Origin of the sequence: Polaribacter cellanae (genome assembly GCF_017569185.1) — a bacterium.
In the GTDB taxonomy this organism is placed as follows: Bacteria; Bacteroidota; Bacteroidia; order Flavobacteriales; family Flavobacteriaceae; genus Polaribacter; species Polaribacter cellanae.
This window is the reverse complement of the sequence record NZ_CP071869.1, coordinates 1922689-1941593: the sequence shown is the minus strand read 5'-3', so window position 1 is coordinate 1941593 and position 18905 is coordinate 1922689. Positions and strand designations below refer to the sequence as shown.

General features: G+C 30.5%; 19 protein-coding genes. All 19 read left to right on the top strand.

What is annotated here, in order from left to right:
- Positions 1–570: 570 nt before the first annotated feature.
- The 19 genes from trhO (at position 571) to J3359_RS08570 (ending at position 18843) form a co-directional block, all read left to right on the top strand.
- The gene (gene trhO, locus J3359_RS08660) at positions 571–1602 is read left to right on the top strand and encodes an oxygen-dependent tRNA uridine(34) hydroxylase TrhO (RefSeq protein ID WP_208080287.1); all 1032 of its coding nucleotides are present in this window, start codon (positions 571–573) and stop codon (positions 1600–1602) included.
- Between the two features lie 89 nt (positions 1603–1691).
- Positions 1692–2795, top strand: a complete 1104-nt coding sequence (locus J3359_RS08655; RefSeq protein WP_208080286.1) for a helix-turn-helix domain-containing protein — start codon at positions 1692–1694, stop codon at positions 2793–2795.
- 399 nt (positions 2796–3194) lie between these two features.
- Positions 3195–3845, top strand: coding sequence for a hypothetical protein (locus J3359_RS08650; RefSeq protein WP_208080285.1), 651 nt, complete (start codon positions 3195–3197; stop codon positions 3843–3845).
- Between the two features lie 4 nt (positions 3846–3849).
- On the top strand, positions 3850–5004 hold the full coding sequence (locus J3359_RS08645; RefSeq protein WP_208080284.1) for a hypothetical protein: 1155 nt from the start codon (positions 3850–3852) through the stop codon (positions 5002–5004).
- 10 nt (positions 5005–5014) lie between these two features.
- Positions 5015–5632 carry a hypothetical protein gene (locus J3359_RS08640; protein ID WP_208080283.1) on the top strand — a complete coding sequence of 206 codons (618 nt, stop codon included), beginning with the start codon at positions 5015–5017 and terminating at the stop codon, positions 5630–5632.
- 25 nt (positions 5633–5657) lie between these two features.
- Entirely contained in the window at positions 5658–6533 is an 876-nt protein-coding gene (locus tag J3359_RS08635) for an alpha/beta fold hydrolase (RefSeq protein ID WP_208080282.1), read from the top strand.
- 130 nt (positions 6534–6663) lie between these two features.
- On the top strand, positions 6664–7575 hold the full coding sequence (locus tag J3359_RS08630) for a COG3650 family protein (RefSeq protein WP_208080281.1): 912 nt from the start codon (positions 6664–6666) through the stop codon (positions 7573–7575).
- A gap of 238 nt (positions 7576–7813) precedes the next feature.
- Complete coding sequence (locus J3359_RS08625; RefSeq protein WP_208080280.1) at positions 7814–8059, top strand: CBU_0592 family membrane protein; 246 nt, start codon at positions 7814–7816, stop codon at positions 8057–8059.
- Positions 8060–8079: 20 nt separating this feature from the next.
- Positions 8080–8463, top strand: a complete 384-nt coding sequence (locus tag J3359_RS08620) for a VOC family protein (RefSeq protein ID WP_208080279.1) — start codon at positions 8080–8082, stop codon at positions 8461–8463.
- A 387-nt stretch (positions 8464–8850) separates the two neighbouring features.
- Positions 8851–10290 (top strand): PSP1 domain-containing protein, encoded by a 1440-nt coding sequence (locus J3359_RS08615; protein ID WP_208080278.1) that lies wholly within the window; start codon positions 8851–8853, stop codon positions 10288–10290.
- Positions 10265–10765, top strand: a complete 501-nt coding sequence (locus tag J3359_RS08610; protein WP_208080277.1) for a gliding motility lipoprotein GldH — start codon at positions 10265–10267, stop codon at positions 10763–10765. The genes J3359_RS08615 and J3359_RS08610 overlap by 26 nt, the downstream gene beginning before the upstream one ends.
- Positions 10766–10830: 65 nt before the next feature.
- The gene (locus J3359_RS08605) at positions 10831–13104 is read left to right on the top strand and encodes a penicillin-binding protein 1A (RefSeq protein ID WP_208080276.1); all 2274 of its coding nucleotides are present in this window, start codon (positions 10831–10833) and stop codon (positions 13102–13104) included.
- Positions 13105–13158: 54 nt separating this feature from the next.
- Complete coding sequence (locus J3359_RS08600) at positions 13159–13860, top strand: CoA transferase subunit A (protein WP_208080275.1); 702 nt, start codon at positions 13159–13161, stop codon at positions 13858–13860.
- An 89-nt stretch (positions 13861–13949) separates the two neighbouring features.
- A complete protein-coding gene (locus J3359_RS08595) occupies positions 13950–14609 on the top strand; it encodes a CoA transferase subunit B (RefSeq protein ID WP_208080274.1) in 660 nt (219 codons plus the stop codon).
- Positions 14610–14637: 28 nt separating this feature from the next.
- A complete protein-coding gene (locus J3359_RS08590) occupies positions 14638–14865 on the top strand; it encodes a hypothetical protein (RefSeq protein WP_208080273.1) in 228 nt (75 codons plus the stop codon).
- A gap of 49 nt (positions 14866–14914) precedes the next feature.
- Positions 14915–15679: an exodeoxyribonuclease III gene (locus J3359_RS08585; RefSeq protein ID WP_208080272.1), complete on the top strand. Its 765-nt coding sequence runs from the start codon at positions 14915–14917 to the stop codon at positions 15677–15679.
- Between the two features lie 70 nt (positions 15680–15749).
- Positions 15750–17231 (top strand): LysM peptidoglycan-binding domain-containing protein, encoded by a 1482-nt coding sequence (locus J3359_RS08580; protein WP_208080271.1) that lies wholly within the window; start codon positions 15750–15752, stop codon positions 17229–17231.
- Positions 17232–17234: 3 nt separating this feature from the next.
- Positions 17235–18218, top strand: a complete 984-nt coding sequence (locus J3359_RS08575; protein ID WP_208080270.1) for a DUF4837 family protein — start codon at positions 17235–17237, stop codon at positions 18216–18218.
- A gap of 127 nt (positions 18219–18345) precedes the next feature.
- Complete coding sequence (locus J3359_RS08570) at positions 18346–18843, top strand: DUF1761 domain-containing protein (RefSeq protein WP_208080269.1); 498 nt, start codon at positions 18346–18348, stop codon at positions 18841–18843.
- Positions 18844–18905: the final 62 nt, after the last annotated feature.

Sequence of the window (18905 nt, the reverse complement as noted above, 5' to 3'; positions counted from 1 at the left end):
TACAAATAATTTGACGTGAAGATATTTTCGAGAGGAACATTACGAGATTTTTGGGAACTTTGAAAATGATTAGAAACTTGAACGCCAAATTGCATATTCCGACTGAAGTTTTAATACAAGATTATTGAGTAACATTGCGAAAAGCACTATGGACAATTGTAGCAAAACCAAAAAGTTTTGGCACATTTGTCAAATCGCCAAATTTTTAAATTTGGCTATATTTAAAGAGTAAAAATAAACATAGAAATTTAAAAATTCGGTTTGTATTCAATCGAATGGTTTGTGCTTGTTTTTAACCCTACTGTTCTTATACAGAGCCGATATCTCTGCGTTTCTTTGTAAAATTTGTGTTTTTTGTTTTTAACACATAGGAGTTGCATAGAAAACATAGCCTGTCTTTGCAAAAAAAAATTACATATCCTTGATTTTGCAAGAAAATCTCTGTGAATCTCTGGGTAATAACTCATTAAAATCAACTCCAAAAAGCATGGTAATTATCAGCAAAAATCTAACTCTAAATTCGTAGATTTGCACCAACAAAAATCAATCATTAACTAAAAAAAGTATAGCATGCAACTGTACAACAAGTTAAGCGCTACAGAACGCGCTGCATTAATTGATGAAGCTGGCAAAGACCGCCTCACAATCTCTTTTTATCAATATTACAAGATAGAAAATCCACAATTATTTAGAGACAAATTATTTTTAGAATGGAATGCTTTAGATGTTTTAGGTCGAATTTATGTTTCTTACGAAGGTATAAATGCACAGTTATCTGTTCCTTCTGAAAATTTATACGCTTTAAAAGATCAACTAGATAGTGTTTCCTTTTTAAAAGATATTCGATTAAATATTGCGATAGAACAAAATAATAAATCATTTTTAAAGTTAAAAGTAAAAGTTAGAGACAAAATTGTAGCAGATGGTTTAAATGATAATACTTTTGATGTTACCAATAAAGGAGTGCATTTAAATGCAAAAGAATTTAATAAAATGTTAGAAAACCCAAATACCATTTGTGTAGATATGCGAAATCATTACGAAAGTGAAATAGGGCATTTCGATGGTGCTGTAACTCCAGATGTAGATACGTTTAGAGATTCTTTAGATATTATCGAAGAAGATTTAAAAGAGAACAAAGAAGATAAAAATTTATTGATGTATTGTACTGGTGGAATTCGTTGCGAAAAAGCATCGGCATATTACAAACACAAAGGTTTTAAGAACGTTTTTCAGCTCGAAGGTGGTATTATAGAATACACGCGTCAAGTAAATGCAGAAGGAATTGAGAATAAATTTATCGGTAAAAATTTTGTATTTGATCACAGAAGAGCAGAGAAAATTACAGACGATGTTATATCTAATTGCCACCAATGTGGAAAACCTTGCGATACACACACAAACTGTGCAAATGAGGCTTGTCATTTACTTTTTATACAATGTGATGAGTGTTCGGAAACAATGGAAAACACCTGTTCTACAGATTGCCAAGAAATAATTCACTTGCCTTTTAAAACACAAAAAGAACTTCGAAAAGGAAAAGGAAATAGTAATAAAATCTTCAAAAAAGGTAGAAGCGAAGTTTTAAAGTTTAAAAAATAATTTTTTTTAAATTTTATGTTTTTAAAATGCTTTTTTGTTTTTAAACGATATCTTATCTAATAACAATATTTTTAAGTTTATAAATACTATTGAAACTCAATTATAATATAGCATCGTTAGTAGATACCCTTGGTCTTGTACAAGGAATAATTTTAGGGCTACTGCTTATTTTTATCAATCGTAAATCAGAAAAATCTACAATTTTTTTGGGGCTTTTTATTGTAGGATATTCATTAGATTTATTGCCTACTATTTTAAATGATATTAATGCAATAGAATTGTACCCACAACTAATAGGTTTGCCTGTTTCCGCTAGTTGGCTTTTATTTCCACTTTTTTACATATACATTCAAAAAGTATCTATTTTTTCTAAGCAATATACTAGTTATTGGGTTTTATATCCTGGTATTTTATCTTTAATAATACAATGCATTATTTTTATTTTACCATTAGAACTTAAACTAAATATTTTAAATTCTGTTTGGTATCAAGTTACAGAATTTATAAGTATTATATATGGTTTATGGATAGGTGTTTTAGCTGTAAAGTGGATAAATAGGCACATAGCAGAGTTGCAAAATCAATATACAGATACAGCATTTAAAGAATTACGTTGGGCAAAAACCTATATTGTTATTGGGCTTTTTGCTACACTAATTTTCTTTTTAACAGACAGTTTTTTTGAGTTTAAATACCAAACATTATTATTTTCAATTTTAAATGTTGTTTTATTGTATTGGATTTCTTTGAGAGGTATTTTGCAAACAAATGTTAGTTCTGTATTTGCTATTTCTACAGATAAAGTTACTGAAAAAAAGCAGGTAGAAAAAGACAATAAAATTTCTACTAAAGAAGACCAACAGCAATTGGCAATTTCTTTAGAGAGTTATTTAAAAAAAACAAAAGATTTTGAAAAGCCAGATTTAACAATCGTAGATTTGGCAGAAGGATTAGGTGTTCATTCAAGAAAACTATCTAACACTATAAATGCTGTTTATAACAAAAACTTTAATACTTACATTAATGGTTTTCGTATAGAAAAAGTAAAAAACTTATTAGACTCCGACATTTCAAACAATTTAAGTATTGAAGGAATTGGAATAGAAGCTGGTTTTAAAAGTAAAAGTTCTTTTTATGCAGCATTTAAAAAAGAATTATCCTGCACACCTTTGCAATATAAAAGAAAGGTTTAACCTTAATTTTCTTTACTTTTAATAGCTTTAAAAAGTACGAATTCCTGAAAACTGTAAAAAACAACTATAATTTCTTTCTGTTTGGTATTGATTTCTGAAATTCAAACTACTTAAACCCATTTTTTTTCTAATTCTATTTGTATTGGTTTCATCTTTGCAACATATAAATTTTAGAGTAGATGAAAAAGCAGTCTAATAAAAAACAAAACTTACTATTATTTCTTTTAGTTATTTGGTTTAGCTATGCAATATGGGAATGGCAGTTTTGCGAATGGATTGTAAATAGTAATATAGGAGATTCTATTATAAGAATTGACTTGTTATTTTTAATTCCCATATTAATTACGACAACTATTTGCGTACTATATCTATTATATAAAATAAAAAAAAAGAATAGTAATGGGTTTATTTAAAATTGCACTAATTATTTGTATTTCAAGTATTGTAATTCTTTTTATTACCTATAAAAAAGGTAGCAGACAAGATATGCTTTCTTATATATCTACATTAATGGCAACACTTTTTGGTGTGTTGTTAGCAGTTACATTATCTAATAGATCTAATATAAATAAAGAAAAAAAAGATACAATAAAGCTTATTAATACTGCAAATACTATTGTTAGCTCTTCTTACAATTACTCTAGAGTAATTCATAAATATGTAGAAGAATTAGCTAAAGATAGTATTGCCAATTCAAACAAAATAAAAATAGTAATTAAGAGAAACCCATTGCCTTACCCAGAAATGTTAAAAAGTATATTAACGAATCAAATTGTATCAAAAAACATAAGTGAGTACATGCAAAAAGTTATCTATAACAACCTTTATAATTTAAAGAAAACCCACAATTTTGCTGATATTTTTGATTATGAAAATGTACTTGAAGAACTTAAACTGGCACTAGAATTAGAAGCAAAATATCAACAAGAAAAAATTAGTCTTTCTGTAATGATAGATACTTATAATAAAGAAATTAAGTTATTAGGTGAAAAATACAGTATTTACAATTCAAACACAATAGATTACATTTATAATGAACAAGAAAAATAACATCATGAAAAAAAAGAATTATTTATTTTTTGTACTACTAGTGGCTATCAGTATCATAAGCTGCAAATCTGCAAGTGGATTAGAAGAGGTTTTAAAAACCTATTCTGTGGCCAATAAAACCGAGTGCGAAACAAAAGATGGTTATTGGTATAAAGATAAATGTTGGGCAAACTTTAAAGAGACAAATAATAATATTACAGCCAGTGAAATTGATGCAGAAGTAGATAAACAATTAACTTCAGTAAAAGATTTTGGTTTAGAATTAAACAACAATAACTACAAGTTAGATTTGTTTTTACCACAAATAGATGAAGAGGAAAATGAATTTACTTTTATTAGTGTTTTTACTAATAAAAATGGTAAAAAGCAAACACTTGTTCAAGTAGCACCTTTAAAAGCTATGGAGAAAGAGAAGAAGAAATTTTCTGTACAATCGGTATTGTTTGACGCAGACCTATCAGTACTTAAAGACAATCAAGAAGCCAAAATATCTTCTTATATTATTGCAAAAGGTAAAGCTGAAGTTATAAAAACAGGTGATAACGAAGAAACGATGCTTTTAGATTTTAAAGGTAGCTTAAGTTCAAAAAAAGACAGTAGCACTATGCCATACACAGTAAAAGCAGGTATGATGCTTACAGGTATAGGTAACACAACTTTAGAGGTAAAAGGTAATGAAGTTTATTTAAACGGAATTTTAGGAACAATTTCTTACAAGCAATTTAAAAATCTTATAAAAGAACATCCAGAGGTAAAAACCATTGTATTAGAAAAAGTACCAGGCTCTATAAACGATGCTGTAAATATGCACACAGGTAAATTAATAAAAAATGCAGGTTTTACCACTAAGGTTTTAGCAAACAGTCAAATATCTTCAGGAGGTGTAGATTTGTTTTGTGCTGGAAGAAAACGTGTGGTTACCAAAGGAGCAAAAATAGGAGTTCATTCTTGGAGTGGTGGCTCTTTTTCTGCTGGAGAATTGCCAAAAGATCATCCAGCACACCAATATCAAATAGCATACTTTAATGAAGTTCTAGGCTCACCAAATGGCGAAGATTTTTATTTTTATACACTACAATCTGCATCATTTAACGATATACATTGGATGAGTATTGACGAGGTAAAGACGTGGAACTTAGCAACCGAAATAAATAAATAAAATTTTTAATATGAAAATAACAAAATTAATATTTTTAATAGCTTTAGTAAGCCTTACAGCGTTATTTGTAAGTTGTAGTAAAAGTGATTATGAAGAATTTCTTGATGCTGGTGTAGGTAATACTACTTTAAAAGTAAAAGGTAATGAAGTTTATTTAAATGGAATTTTAGGCTCAATTTCTTACACTCAGTTTAAAGATCTAATTAAAAACCATCCAGAGGTAAAAACAATCGTATTAGAAAAAGTACCAGGCTCTATAAATGATGACGTAAATATGCAGACAGGTAGATTAATAAAAAATGCAGGTTTTACCACTAAGGTTTTAGCAAACAGTCAAATATCTTCAGGAGGTGTAGATTTGTTTTGTGCTGGAAGAAAACGTGTGGTTACCAAAGGAGCAAAAATAGGAGTTCACTCTTGGAGTGGTGGTAGTTATACAGCAGCAGACTTGCCAAAAGACTCCTCAGAGCATCAGGCTCAAATAAATTATTTTAATGAAGTTCTAGGCGCTCCATTAGGGAAAGAATTTTATTTTTATACAATAGAAGCTGCACCATTTAAAGGAGTTCATTGGATGAGTATTGAGGAAATAAACAAATGGCAAATTGCGACACAAATAAATAAATAAATAAATAAATAAATAAATTTTTAATATGAAAAAAGTACAATTAATTTTTGCAAGTATTTTATGTAGCTTTACAATACTATTTGTTAGCTGCAACCAAAAAGATGATGACACATTAGAGAGTAGCAATTTATTACCAAAGGAAATACAACAACTAGTAAGTATACAAGGTAATAAAGATAGCGATTTAGTTATAATTAACACACAAGGAGGTCCTGTAACTACCCTTTTAGAGAAAGAATTAACAGCAATTATAGATAAAGCTGATGCTAAAAATGTATTATGGGTAAACGTACACCAAGTACAAACTAAAAACCCTGAATTATTTAAAGATAAAGATATTACTTTTCAACAAGCAAAAGATTACGATCAACAAAGTATAGACGATCTTAAAAAAGTAATTACATATTATAAAACAAAGACTAACAAACGAGTGGTTGTGTTAGGAATTTCATTTGGAGCTTTCATGACCCAAGGTCTTATCGAAAAATATGGTATAGACGTGGCAGATCAATACTTTATAATGGTAGGGCGTTTAAATATTGAAGAAAACCTTTGGAAAGGATTTCAACGAGGAGAAATAGGTGGTTATACTTACGACGAGAAAGGCGCCTACAGCATTATTTTATATAATCAAGAATCTGTTGAAGATAGAAATACTAGTCGTTTAGCAGCAGGTCTTGGTCACAAACGTTTTGTAACTACATTATCAAAAATAGAGGACTTGTCAAAAATTACCTATGTTTATGGAACTAGAGATGAGCAGGTAGGTAATTTTACACAACCAGAAATAGATTTTTTAAAGGCTAAAAAAGCAACAGTTATTAAAGTAGAAGGAAAAAACCATTCTGGAGCGATAAATCATGGAATAACAATTCTAAAAGAAACTTTTAAAATCAAATAAAAACTAACAAAACCTTAACAAAAAAACACAACTAATTTTAAAACTGGTATTATTTTTGATTAAATAATACCAGTTTTTACAGTTATTTTCTGTAAAATAATTATAACTATTAATTAAAAATGTATTTTATATGAAATTAAATAGAGTTTTTACAATATTACTTTTAACCATAGTGGGTATTACATCTTGTAAAAAAGAACCCAATTTAAAGTTGCCAGAAACAGGTTCTTATGTAGCTAAAAGCGATGTATTTCCATACGTAAACCATTTAAATATTAGTAAAGAAGATAATATATACAAAGTAGAATTTTACGAAACTAAAAATGGTACAAAAAAATGCACGCTAGAAGCAACTGGAAAAGAAAGTGTGCATGGAATTGAGTTAAATTCTCCAGAAATAAATGGAGCTACCATACTTATTCGTAAAGAAGCAAATGGCATTTTAGCAGGCCCTAAAGGACCAGAAGTAGCTAGTGAAGTATTTACATTTTGCGATTCTAATAGAACACCTGCTGGGTTGTATCAAAAAAACGACTCAACTAAAATTGCAAAAACTAAAGATATAGATTTTTATTCAGAATTTTCAATAGATGCCAAAAAAGCAGAGGAAGTTGAAACTTTTCTTAGAGAAAAAGTGTACGACACCCCAGGTGAAGTGGAAGATATGGAAAAATCAAACAGAAAATTTCAATTTTACAAAATCGATTTGAATGACGATGGTAAAGAAGAAACTTTTGTACGCCCTGTAAATAATCAATTTTGTGGTTCTGGAGGCTGTACATTTTTCTTATTAGATAGTAATAACAATTTAATAAATAGATTTACAGTATCTCGTGCACCATTTTTTGTAGAAAAAAATAAAGTAAATGGTTGGCGTACTATTTTGGTTCATTCCAATGGAGGTCTTAGATTGCTTGAATTTAAGAACGGAAAATACCCTTCCAATCCATCTAGAGTTTCTCTAGTCGATTTTAAACCAAGTGGGCACGCAGAAATTATATTTGATGATGATAATTACCCCGCAAAAACGTATAAATTTTAATAAAAAGTAATTATAAATAAAATAATCTACTGCTTTGTATTTCTATTATAGTAAAATAAACATTCTAACAATAGCAGTAGTTATTTTACTTTTTAAAATATTCATAAATTCGTTATCCTTAAAACATATTTTTTCTTCAAAAAAATATTTACATTAGCAAAGTATTATAAATAATAAATGTTTTTTTGAAGAAAATTGTTGTTTTTATAAAAGTAAAATATAGAAGAATTCTTAGGTAATGGTTGTAGATATTCTAGGCTGGATTGGTTCATTTTTAATAATTGTTGCTTATGCAGTAACCGTTAAAACTAAGAGTAGATATTTAAAACTGTGCAACTATTTAAATTTAATTGGAGCTATATTAGTAGGGTACAATTGCTATGTATACCAAGCTTTTCCTTCGCTTCTTATAAATATTTTTTGGGTAGCTATTGCAACATTTGGTATTGTTGAAAGTTTTAAAGAAAAAAATAGTAAAAAATAAACATATTATATCTTTTAAAAATGTATTTACGTAAAGATGCAGATGCACCACAAATTATAGAAGAATGGGGGTGGAAATACCATCATATAGGAATACCAACCCATCAAAAACTCGAAAATGAAAAATACATTCCACATTTAAAATTTTACGTATCAGGTTTTAGTAAAAGTCCTTATGGTATAGAGTGGATGCGATTTGAGCAAGACAGCCCTATCCATCCATTAATCCAACAAGTGCCACATGTTGCTTTTGAAGTAGAAGACCTCGATGCAGAATTGTTAAAAAGAGATTTTGAAATATTAACAAAGCCAAATTCACCTTCAGACGATGTTAGAGTAGCCATGATAAAACACAATGGAGCACCTGTAGAATTGATAGAATTTAAAAAGTCGAGTAAAAAATAAATATTAATGAAATAGGATTACAAATTGAATCGAGCTACTTAGAATTAAAAATTTTAAAAACCTATTATTCTTTAACTTTTTTATAAAACATAAAATACCTCAATTTTGAGGTTTTTTTTATAAAAAAAATAAAACTTTAAACGAATCCTAATTCAATCCGTACAAATTCTAAGAAGCACAATAATTAATAAACCTTCCAAACTATATTTGTTATTTAACCCAATAACATAAAATAATTTTAAGAACTCGTATTTAGCTGTTTTATCATTCTTCCAGAATGTGTATATTTACAGATTAGTGAAGATGAGATTGTGTATTTGTATTCATCTGATAATCAAAATTATGAACAGTAAAAAGCTTCGAGCTTTTCTAAAAATATAAAATTACATGGCATGTGGAAGTTGTGGTACAATAGAAAATGGCGTACCAAAAGGATGTAAGAGTAATGGTAATTGTGGTTCTGGAACCTGTGGAAGTGGTAGTAATAAATTAGCCGTTTTCGATTGGTTATCGAATATGACCTTGCCAAGTGGACAAGAGAGGTTTAATATTTTCGAAGTTCGTTTTAAAAACGGAAGGAAGCATTTTTATAAAAACACAGATAATTTGCCCATAACAATGGGCGATATTGTGGCTGTAGAAGGTTCTCCAGGACACGATATTGGAACCGTCTCTTTAGCAGGAGAATTGGTAAAAGTGCAAATGAAAAAGCGCAAAATTACCGAAGATCACGAAGATGTTAAAAAAATCTACAGAAAAGCAAGTCAAAGAGATATAGATATTTGGCAACAATCTAGAGCCAAAGAAGAAGAAACACAAAGAAGAGGAAGAGAAATTTTAGGACGTTTAGGTTTACAAATGAAACTTTCGGATGTAGAATATCAAGGAGATGGAAACAAAGCCACCTTTTATTACACAGCAGATACTCGTGTAGATTTTAGACAGCTAATTAGAGATTTGGCAAGCGCATTTTCTATTCGTGTAGAAATGAAACAGGTAGGCGCAAGACAAGAAGCTGCAAGATTAGGTGGTGTTGGTTCTTGTGGAAGAGAATTATGCTGTTCTACTTGGTTAACAGATTTTAGAAAAGTAACTACATCTGCAGCTCGTTACCAACAATTGTCTTTAAATCCGTTAAAATTAGCAGGACAATGTGGAAAATTAAAATGCTGTTTAAATTTTGAATTAGACACCTATCTAGACGCTTTAAAAGCATTTCCAAAACAAGACATTGTTTTAAAAACAGAAAAAGGAGAAGCTGTTTTTGTAAAGATGGATATTTTTAAACAACATCTTTGGTACACGTATAAAGAAGAACGCTTTAAGTGGTTTCGCTTAACATTAGACCAAGTTTTAGAAATTATCGACCTGAATAAAAATAACGAGAAATCTGCAACATTAGAAGAATATGAATCGGATGTTGAAGTTCCTGTAAAAGTAGATTTCGAAGATGCAGTTGGGCAAGATAGTTTAACACGTTTCGATACTCCAAAAAAGAGCAAACGTAGAAGAAACAACAGAAATAAAAATAAGAAAAAACTTGTGGGTGCAGTTGCCAATAAAACGCAACCAAATTCTAATCAGAAAAGAAAACCTACTGCAAAACAGCAACAAAAACAAAAACCGAAGCCAAACCCAAATGCAAAACAAAATCAACAAAAAGCTGAAAACCGAAAGCCAAAACCTAGGCCAAGACCAAAATCGAATGCAAAATTAGATGAAAGTAAACCAAAAGGAGAGGTAAAAAAGACGAACAAACCAAGAAGAAATAATAGAAATCGTAAAAATAACAAACAAAATAATGCTGGCGATTCCGAGAATAAATAATTTTTTTTTCTTAATTTTAATATCGATTTTCCTAACTTCTTGTGATGGAAATACGGAGTTTAATCAATATAAATCATTAGAAAACGGAGCTTGGAAGGCAAATGAAAAGGTTTTTTTTAATTTCGAAGTAAAAGATACCATTCAGGCTAAAAATCTATTTATCAACATACGAAATAACAACGATTTTCAGTTTAGTAATTTGTATGTAATTACAGAATTAAAGTTTCCAAACGGAACAGAGGTTATAGATACGTTACAATATGAAATGGCAGACGCTTCTGGGCGTTTTTTAGGAGATGGTTTTACGGAAATAAAAGACAATAAATTATTTTACAAAGAAAACAAAGTATTTCCCATTTCTGGTAAATATGAGTTTACTATTCGACAAGCAATGCGAAAAAATGGCGAAGTACATCCAATTCCTTTTTTAGAGGGAATTATAGATGTTGGGTTCAGTATCGAAAAAATAGAATAAATATCCGTTTTCACGGGAAAGACAAATTAAAGAAATCTCAACAATGTTGAGAAGCAAGTTTTATTATGGCAAAAGAAAAAACAACAAACTTTAAAAAATATATAAAATGGTTCTGGGGAATCGTTTTAGGAGGTTTTGGTACCTTAATACTATTATTTTTATTTGCTTCTTGGGGTTGGTTAGGAGCTTTACCAACTTTCGAAGAATTAGAAAACCCAGAAACAAATTTAGCAACAGAAGTAATTTCTATCGATGGAAAAACTATTGGTAAGTATGCTACAGAAAACAGAACACCAATTCATTATAGTGAGTTGCCTGAAAATTTAGTAAATGCTTTAGTTGCAACAGAAGACGAACGTTTTTACGAACATTCTGGAATCGATTTTAGAGGAACAGCAAGAGCCGTTTTAAAACCTGGCAGTGGAGGAGCAAGTACCATAACACAGCAGTTAGCGAGAATGCTTTTTACAGGAGAGAAATCTAGAAATAAAATTGTTAGAGTTCTTCAAAAAGTAAAAGAATGGGTAGTTGCCACTAAATTAGAAAGACAATATACAAAGCAAGAAATTATTGCGATGTATTTAAATAAATACGATTTCTTAAATCAGGCAGTTGGTATTCGCTCTGCAGCCAGAATTTATTTTGGAAAAGAACCCAAAGAGTTAAAATTAGAAGAATCTGCAATGTTGGTTGGCATGTTAAAAAACTCCTCTTACTTTAATCCTTTAAGAAGAGAAGCAAAAGTAAAACAACGTAGAAATGTTGTTTTAAAACAAACCAATAGAAATGGTTTTATTACAGAAGCAGAAAAAGATTCTTTACAACAATTACCATTAAATATCAATTATACTCCAGAAAGTCATAACGAAGGATATGCCACTTATTTTAGAGGTCATTTACAAAAAGTAATGCGCAAATGGGTACAAAGTCACCCAAAACCAAATGGCGAAGAATACGATATTTTTAAAGACGGATTAAAAATTTATGTAACCATAGATTCTCGAATGCAACAATATGCAGAGGAAGCTGTAAAAGAACATATGGCAAATTTGCAAAACTATTTTTTTAAAGAGCAAAAGAGAAATAAAACTGCGCCTTTTTACGATATCGAAAAAAGTGATATCAATGCAATTTTAGAAAGAGGAAAGAAAAATTCCGACAGATACAAACGTTTAAAAATCGCAGGAAAATCAGAAAAATACATCAACGACGTTTTTAAGAAGAAAACTAAAATGAGCGTGTTTTCTTACAAAGGAGATATAGATACAATTATGTCGCCAATAGATTCTATAAGATATTATAAATACTTTTTAAGATCTGGTTTGTTGTCCATAGAACCTCAAACAGGGCACATAAAAGCGTGGGTTGGTGGTGTAAATTACAAACATTTTAAATTCGATGCTGTAGAGCAACAAAAACGTCAAGTAGGTTCTACCTTTAAACCTTTTGTTTATGCAACTGCAATTAATCAGTTAAAACTGTCTCCTTGCGATATGTTCCCAAATATTCCTTATACAATTCCAAAAGGGAAATATGGCATTCCAGAAGATTGGACACCAGAAAATTCTAACTTGAAATATGGAGGAATGTTAACCTTAAAAAAAGGATTGGCAAGATCTATAAATACTATGTCTGCAAGATTAATAGACATGGTAACACCAGAAAATGTGGTGCGTTTGGCAAAAGCAGCAGGAATCGAGAGTGATGTTCCAGCAAATCCATCCATTGCTTTAGGAGCTGTAGATTTATCGTTATTAGAAATGGTAAGTGCCTATTCTACTTTTGCAAACAGAGGTTTGCGAGTAAATCCTATGATAATTACAAGAATCGAAGACAAAAACGGAACCGTTTTAGAAGAATTTACACCAGAAACAAAAGAGGTTTTAAGCGAAGAATCTGCCTACGTAGTTTTAAATCTATTAGAAGGAGTTACACGATCGGGTTCTGGTGCAAGATTACGTTCTGGTTACACAGGATATCCAAAGATAGTAACAGGTTTTCCATATAAATTCACAAATGCAATTGCAGGTAAAACAGGAACTACCCAAAACCAATCAGACGGTTGGTTTATGGGAATTGTACCAAACTTAGCAACAGGGGTTTGGACGGGTGGCGAAGACAGAGCAACCCATTTTCCTGGAATTGCTTACGGGCAAGGAGCAACCATGTCTTTGCCTTCTTGGGCGTTATATATGCAAAAATGTTATGCAGATAAAACCTTGAAAATAAGTAAGGAAGATTTCGAAAAGCCAGCTAATTTATCCATCAATATAAATTGTAAGGATGATAAAAAAGAAGGAAATAACGAAAAAGTACCAGAAGAAGATACAGACTTTTAATTCTATTTAGAGTTTTAAAATAGAGAATTTGTTTAAAAATAAAATACAAAATACATGATTAACAAAAAAGTAGAGAACGTTCAAGAAGCATTAAAAGGTGTTAAAAGTGGAATGACTTTAATGTTAGGAGGCTTTGGGTTGTGTGGCATTCCAGAAAATGCCATTGCAGAATTGGTAAAACTAAATGTTAGAAATGTAACTTGTATTTCTAACAATGCTGGAGTAGACGATTTTGGTTTAGGTTTGCTTTTACAAGGAAAACAGATAAAAAAAATGATTTCTTCTTACGTAGGAGAAAACGACGAATTTGAAAGACAAATGTTGTCTGGAGAATTGGAGGTAGAATTAATACCACAAGGAACTTTAGCCGAAAAATGTAGAGCAGCACAAGCTGGTTTTCCTGCATTTTATACACCTGCAGGTTATGGAACCGAAGTTGCAGATGGAAAAGAAACAAGAGAATTCGATGGTAAAATGTATGTATTAGAACCCGCTTTTAAAGCAGATTTTGCTTTTGTAAAAGCTTGGAAAGGAGATGCTGCTGGGAATTTGGTTTTTAAAGGAACCTCAAGAAATTTTAACCCTAATATGTGTGGAGCCGCAACAATTACAGTTGCAGAAGTAGAAGAATTGGTAGAAGTTGGCGAGTTAGACCCAAACAATGTTCATATTCCTGGAATATTTGTACAAAGAATTTTTCAAGGAAAAGAGTATGAAAAGAGAATTGAACAACGAACAGTAAGACAAAAAAAATAAGTCTGTCATTCCTGCGAAGACAGGAATACCTTATTTTATAATTTGAAAATTATCAAATTGTCAAATTAACAAATTATCAAATTAAAGTTATGTTAGATAAAAATGGTATCGCAAAGCGAATAGCACAAGAAGTTCAAGATGGTTTTTACGTAAACTTAGGAATTGGGATTCCTACCTTGGTTGCGAACTATGTTCGAGAGGATATAGAAGTTGAGTTTCAAAGTGAAAACGGAGTTTTAGGAATGGGACCTTTCCCTTTCGAAGGAGAAGAAGATGCAGATATTATAAATGCAGGAAAACAAACCATTACAACAATGCCAGGAGCAAGTTTTTTCGATTCTGCAACCAGTTTTTCCATGATTCGTGGTAAACACGTAGATTTAACCATTTTAGGAGCCATGGAAGTTGCCGAAAATGGAGATATTGCCAACTGGAAAATTCCGGGGAAAATGGTAAAAGGAATGGGTGGAGCCATGGATTTAGTAGCTTCTGCAGAAAATATTATTGTGGCAATGATGCATACAAACAAGCGTGGCGAATCTAAAATTTTAAAAAAATGTTCATTGCCATTAACAGGTGTTGGTTGCGTAACAAAAGTAGTTACCAATTTAGCGGTTTTAGAAGTAAAAGATAATAAGTTTTACTTGTTGGAAAGAGCTCCAGGAGTTTCTGTTAAAGAAATAGAAGAAGCAACAGAAGGTACTTTAGTTGTAAATGGAGAAGTACCAGAAATGATGGGATTATCCTAAACCCCTTGAAGAAAAAACACAAAATAAAATGGCATTATTCAAAAAAATATATTGGTTAATTTTTCCATTAACACTCTTTATTTGCCTACTTATTCTTGATAAAGTATTTAATGTCGATAATTTTTTTATTAGAACTTTTATATCTGGTGCAATTGCCTTTATTTTATCACCAAGAAAACGAATAATTCAAACGCAAACTGGAAAAATAAAACAAATTACTTGGATTTTTTTAAAGAAGTCAGTAATTATAGAATAATTTAGAGAATGATTTTTCTTCCCTTTGGGAAGAAGTAAAGATGGGCTTAATGAAAATAATATCATACAACGTAAACGGAATTAGAGCAGCGATTAAAAAAGGATTTTTAGATTGGTTGGAAGCTGCAAATCCAGATGTAATTTGCATACAAGAAACAAAAGCGCAGGAAGATCAATTAGATGTCGAAGCTTTTAAAAAAGCAGGTTATCCTTATAATTACTTTTATTCTGCACAAAAGAAAGGATATTCTGGAGTGGCTATTTTCAGCAAGAAAAAACCGAATAAAATAGTATATGGAACAGGAATTGAAACCATGGATTTCGAAGGTAGAAATCTTAGAATCGATTTCGATGAAGTTTCTATAATGAGCCTCTATTTACCTTCTGGAACAAATCTACAGAGATTAGATTTTAAGCTAAATTTTATGGCAGAATTTCAAGAATACATTAACGAGCTTCGACAAGAAATTGCGAATTTGGTTATTTGTGGCGATTACAATATTTGTCATGAAGAAATAGACATTCATAACCCAAAAATGAAAGGAGTCTCTGGTTTTTTACCAGTAGAAAGAGAATGGATTGGAAATTTTATAGATTCTGGCTTAACAGATAGTTTTAGATACTTAAATCCCGATTTACAGCAATATTCTTGGTGGAGTTACAGAGCAAATTCTAGAGCAAATAATAAAGGTTGGCGTTTAGATTACGCTATGGTTACCCAACCATTAAAAGACAAAATTTCGAGAGCATATATTTTATCTGAAGCAAAACATTCCGACCATTGCCCAATTGCAGTTGAGTTAGATTTTAACTAAAATGTTTTCTCGAACGAAATAGAGAGGTTATATTTAAGCCTTGGTTGATTTCGATTAAACAACTATTTTTATGAAAAAACTAATTATATTTTTACTGTTCTCTGCAACTGTTTTTGCACAAGAAAACGACTCTATTCCTCAAAAAATAACTCAGGCAGATTTATTTTCCGACTACGATATTGTGTTGATTGATAGTTTATTAATGAACTCTAAATACAAATCTCCATTATACGAAACAGCAATTTATATTCTTAAAGATACCGAAAAAAAAGATGTTTCTTCTGTGGAATTATCTACAGAGATTTTAAAAGAAAGACTTCAAAAAATCGATGCAAAAACGCCGTTTCATTTAGCATACAATCCTGCTTTAGAAAAAGTAATAAAATCGTATTTAAAATATCGAAAAAAATATTATCCAGCATTAATGGCAAAAGCGGAATATTATTTTCCAATGTTCGAAAAGTATTTAGATCAATACGATATTCCATTAGAAATGAAATATTTAGCAATTGTAGAATCTGCTTTAGATCCAACTGCAAAATCGAGAGTTGGTGCAACAGGATTGTGGCAATTTATGTATGGTACTGGAATACAGTATAAATTAAAAGTAAGTTCTTATGTAGATGAGCGCCAAGATCCATTAAAATCTACGATTGCTGCTTGCCAATATTTGTCTGATTTATTCAACATTTTTGGTGATTGGGATTTGGCATTGGCAGCCTATAATTCAGGTCCTGGAAATGTCGCAAAAGCCATAAAACGTTCTGGAGGTTACCGAAATTATTGGAATATTCGTCCGTTTTTACCAACAGAAACAGCTAGTTATGTACCTGCTTTTTATGCAACTATGTATTTGTTTGAATATCAAAAAGAACACGAATTAATTGCAGATGCACCTCAAATTCGCCATTTCGAAACAGATACTATTCATGTTAAAAAAACAATTACTTTCGATCAAGTTTCGGAAACTACTGGAATAAGTTCAGAATTAATTCAATTATTAAATCCGTCTTATAAATTAGACGTAATTCCATTTGTAGAAGGAAAAAATTATTCAATTACCTTACCAAGAAAAAATACATTTCAATTTTTGGATAAGGAGCAAGAAATTTATGCTTTGGCAGAAACAGATGCTGCTAAAAGAGAAAAACCACTTCCAAAATATTTCGAGATGGATAAAAGAATCCGTTATAAAGTTCGAAGTGGAGATTTTTTAGGAAAAATTGCCAATAAATTTGGAGTACGAGTAAGCGATATAAAAAGATGGAATCGTCTAAAAACAAGTCGATTAAAAATAGGACAAAGATTAAGTATTTATCCTAAAAAGTTAGCAATAGCAAAAGATGTTGTAAATAAATCTTCAAAAAAAGTTGCTTCAAAAAACTATAGAAAAGGAGATTTTGAAACCTATACAGTTAAAAAAGGAGACTCTCTATGGATAATTTCTAGAAAATATAAAAATGTTTCTATCGACCAAATTAAAAAGTGGAACAATATTTGGGGGGTTAAAAGTTTAAAACCTGGAACAAAACTTAAAATCTATAAAAGTTAAATCATGAAGAAAATAGGTACGCTTTTTGCAATTTCAATATTTCTATTATCCTGTAAAGGAAACGATAAATTCGTTCTAAGAGGCTCTATTGGAAAAATTAACAAAGTTATGGTGGTTACCAATGCTAGCGATTGGAATGGCGATTTAGGGAAAGAAATTAGAAATTCTTTTGGAGAATTAATGGTGGGTTTACCACAGCCAGAGCCCATATTATCCGTGTCTCAAATTGCGCCAAATGGTTTTGGAAGCATGATGAAGGTAACTAGAAATATTTTAATAATTGGAGAAAGCGATCAAGAAAAATTTTACATTAAAAAGAACGTGTATGCACAGCCACAAACCATAATATATGTTTATGGAACAGATGATGAAAGCGTTATTAAAATGTTTAAAAAGTACGAAAAACAAATTATAGATGCTTATATCGAGTCGGATATAGAAATGACACAGCATATTTTTAACTCAAGAAAAATTGATAATTCTATTTATAAAACCTTAACCAATTTAGGCGTTTCTTTTATTATACCAGACAATTTTAAAACAGTAGACGATACAGGAGAATTTTTATGGCTAAGACAACACTTAACAAGTGGTATTGCCAAAACAGGAAGTAATAATATTTTAGTGTATTCTATTCCTTTAGTAGATGAAGATAAGGTAGCAGAAAATATTGTGGCTGTTAGAGATAGCATTGGAGAAAAATACATTCCAGGCTCGGATCAAGAAACCATGTACATGATTACAGAAGAAGCGTACACCCCTTTTACATCTGAGGTAAAATTAGCAGGTAAAAGAGCATTTGAAACAAGGGGGAAATGGGAAGTGAAAAACGATTTTATGGCAGGGCCTTTCTTAAACTATTCCGTTATTGATAAAAAAAACAACAGAGTTATTGTTTTTGAAGGATTTACCTATGCACCTTCTGTAAATAAAAGAGCATTTCTTTTTGAGTTAGAAGCTATTGGAAAATCGATGCAGATTAAGTAAAACTCCTATTATTATTAAAATAAATTAAAACTCAAAAAGATTCTTTTTTTTGAGTTTTTTTTACGTAACTGGTTTACTGTCAAAAACTTATTTCCTATATTTGGTATTCAACCAAAACTTTTTTATCATGGAAATGAATTTTTACATCTTTTTTGTAGCGGCATTAGTGCCTATGATTGTTGGCTTTATTTGGTATGGACCTTTATTTGGAAACGCTTGGATGGCTCAAATGAGATTCACGAAAGAATCTTTAGAAGGAACCAATATGGTTAAAACTCTAATTATTTGTTTTGTTTTAAGTGTTTTAATAGCATTTGCTTTAATGCCTATGGTTATTCATCAAATGGGTGTTTATTCCACCTTGGCAGGCGATCCTGGTTTTAACGAACAAACAGGAGAAGCATATTCTTATTTCGAGAATTTTGTGGCAACTTATAGCGATCGCTTTAGAACTTTTAAACATGGGGCTTTTCACGGAGTTTTATTTGGTTTATTTTTAATAATGCCAATTTTAGGAATCCAAGCAATGTTCGAAAAAAAATCATTTAAATATGTAGCAATAAATGCAGGGTATTGGATGGTAACTTTAGCAATTATGGGGGGTATTGTTTGTCAGTGGATGTAATAAATAAAACATCTAAACAACATAAAAAAAGCTCGTTTCTAATTTTAGAAACGAGCTTTTTT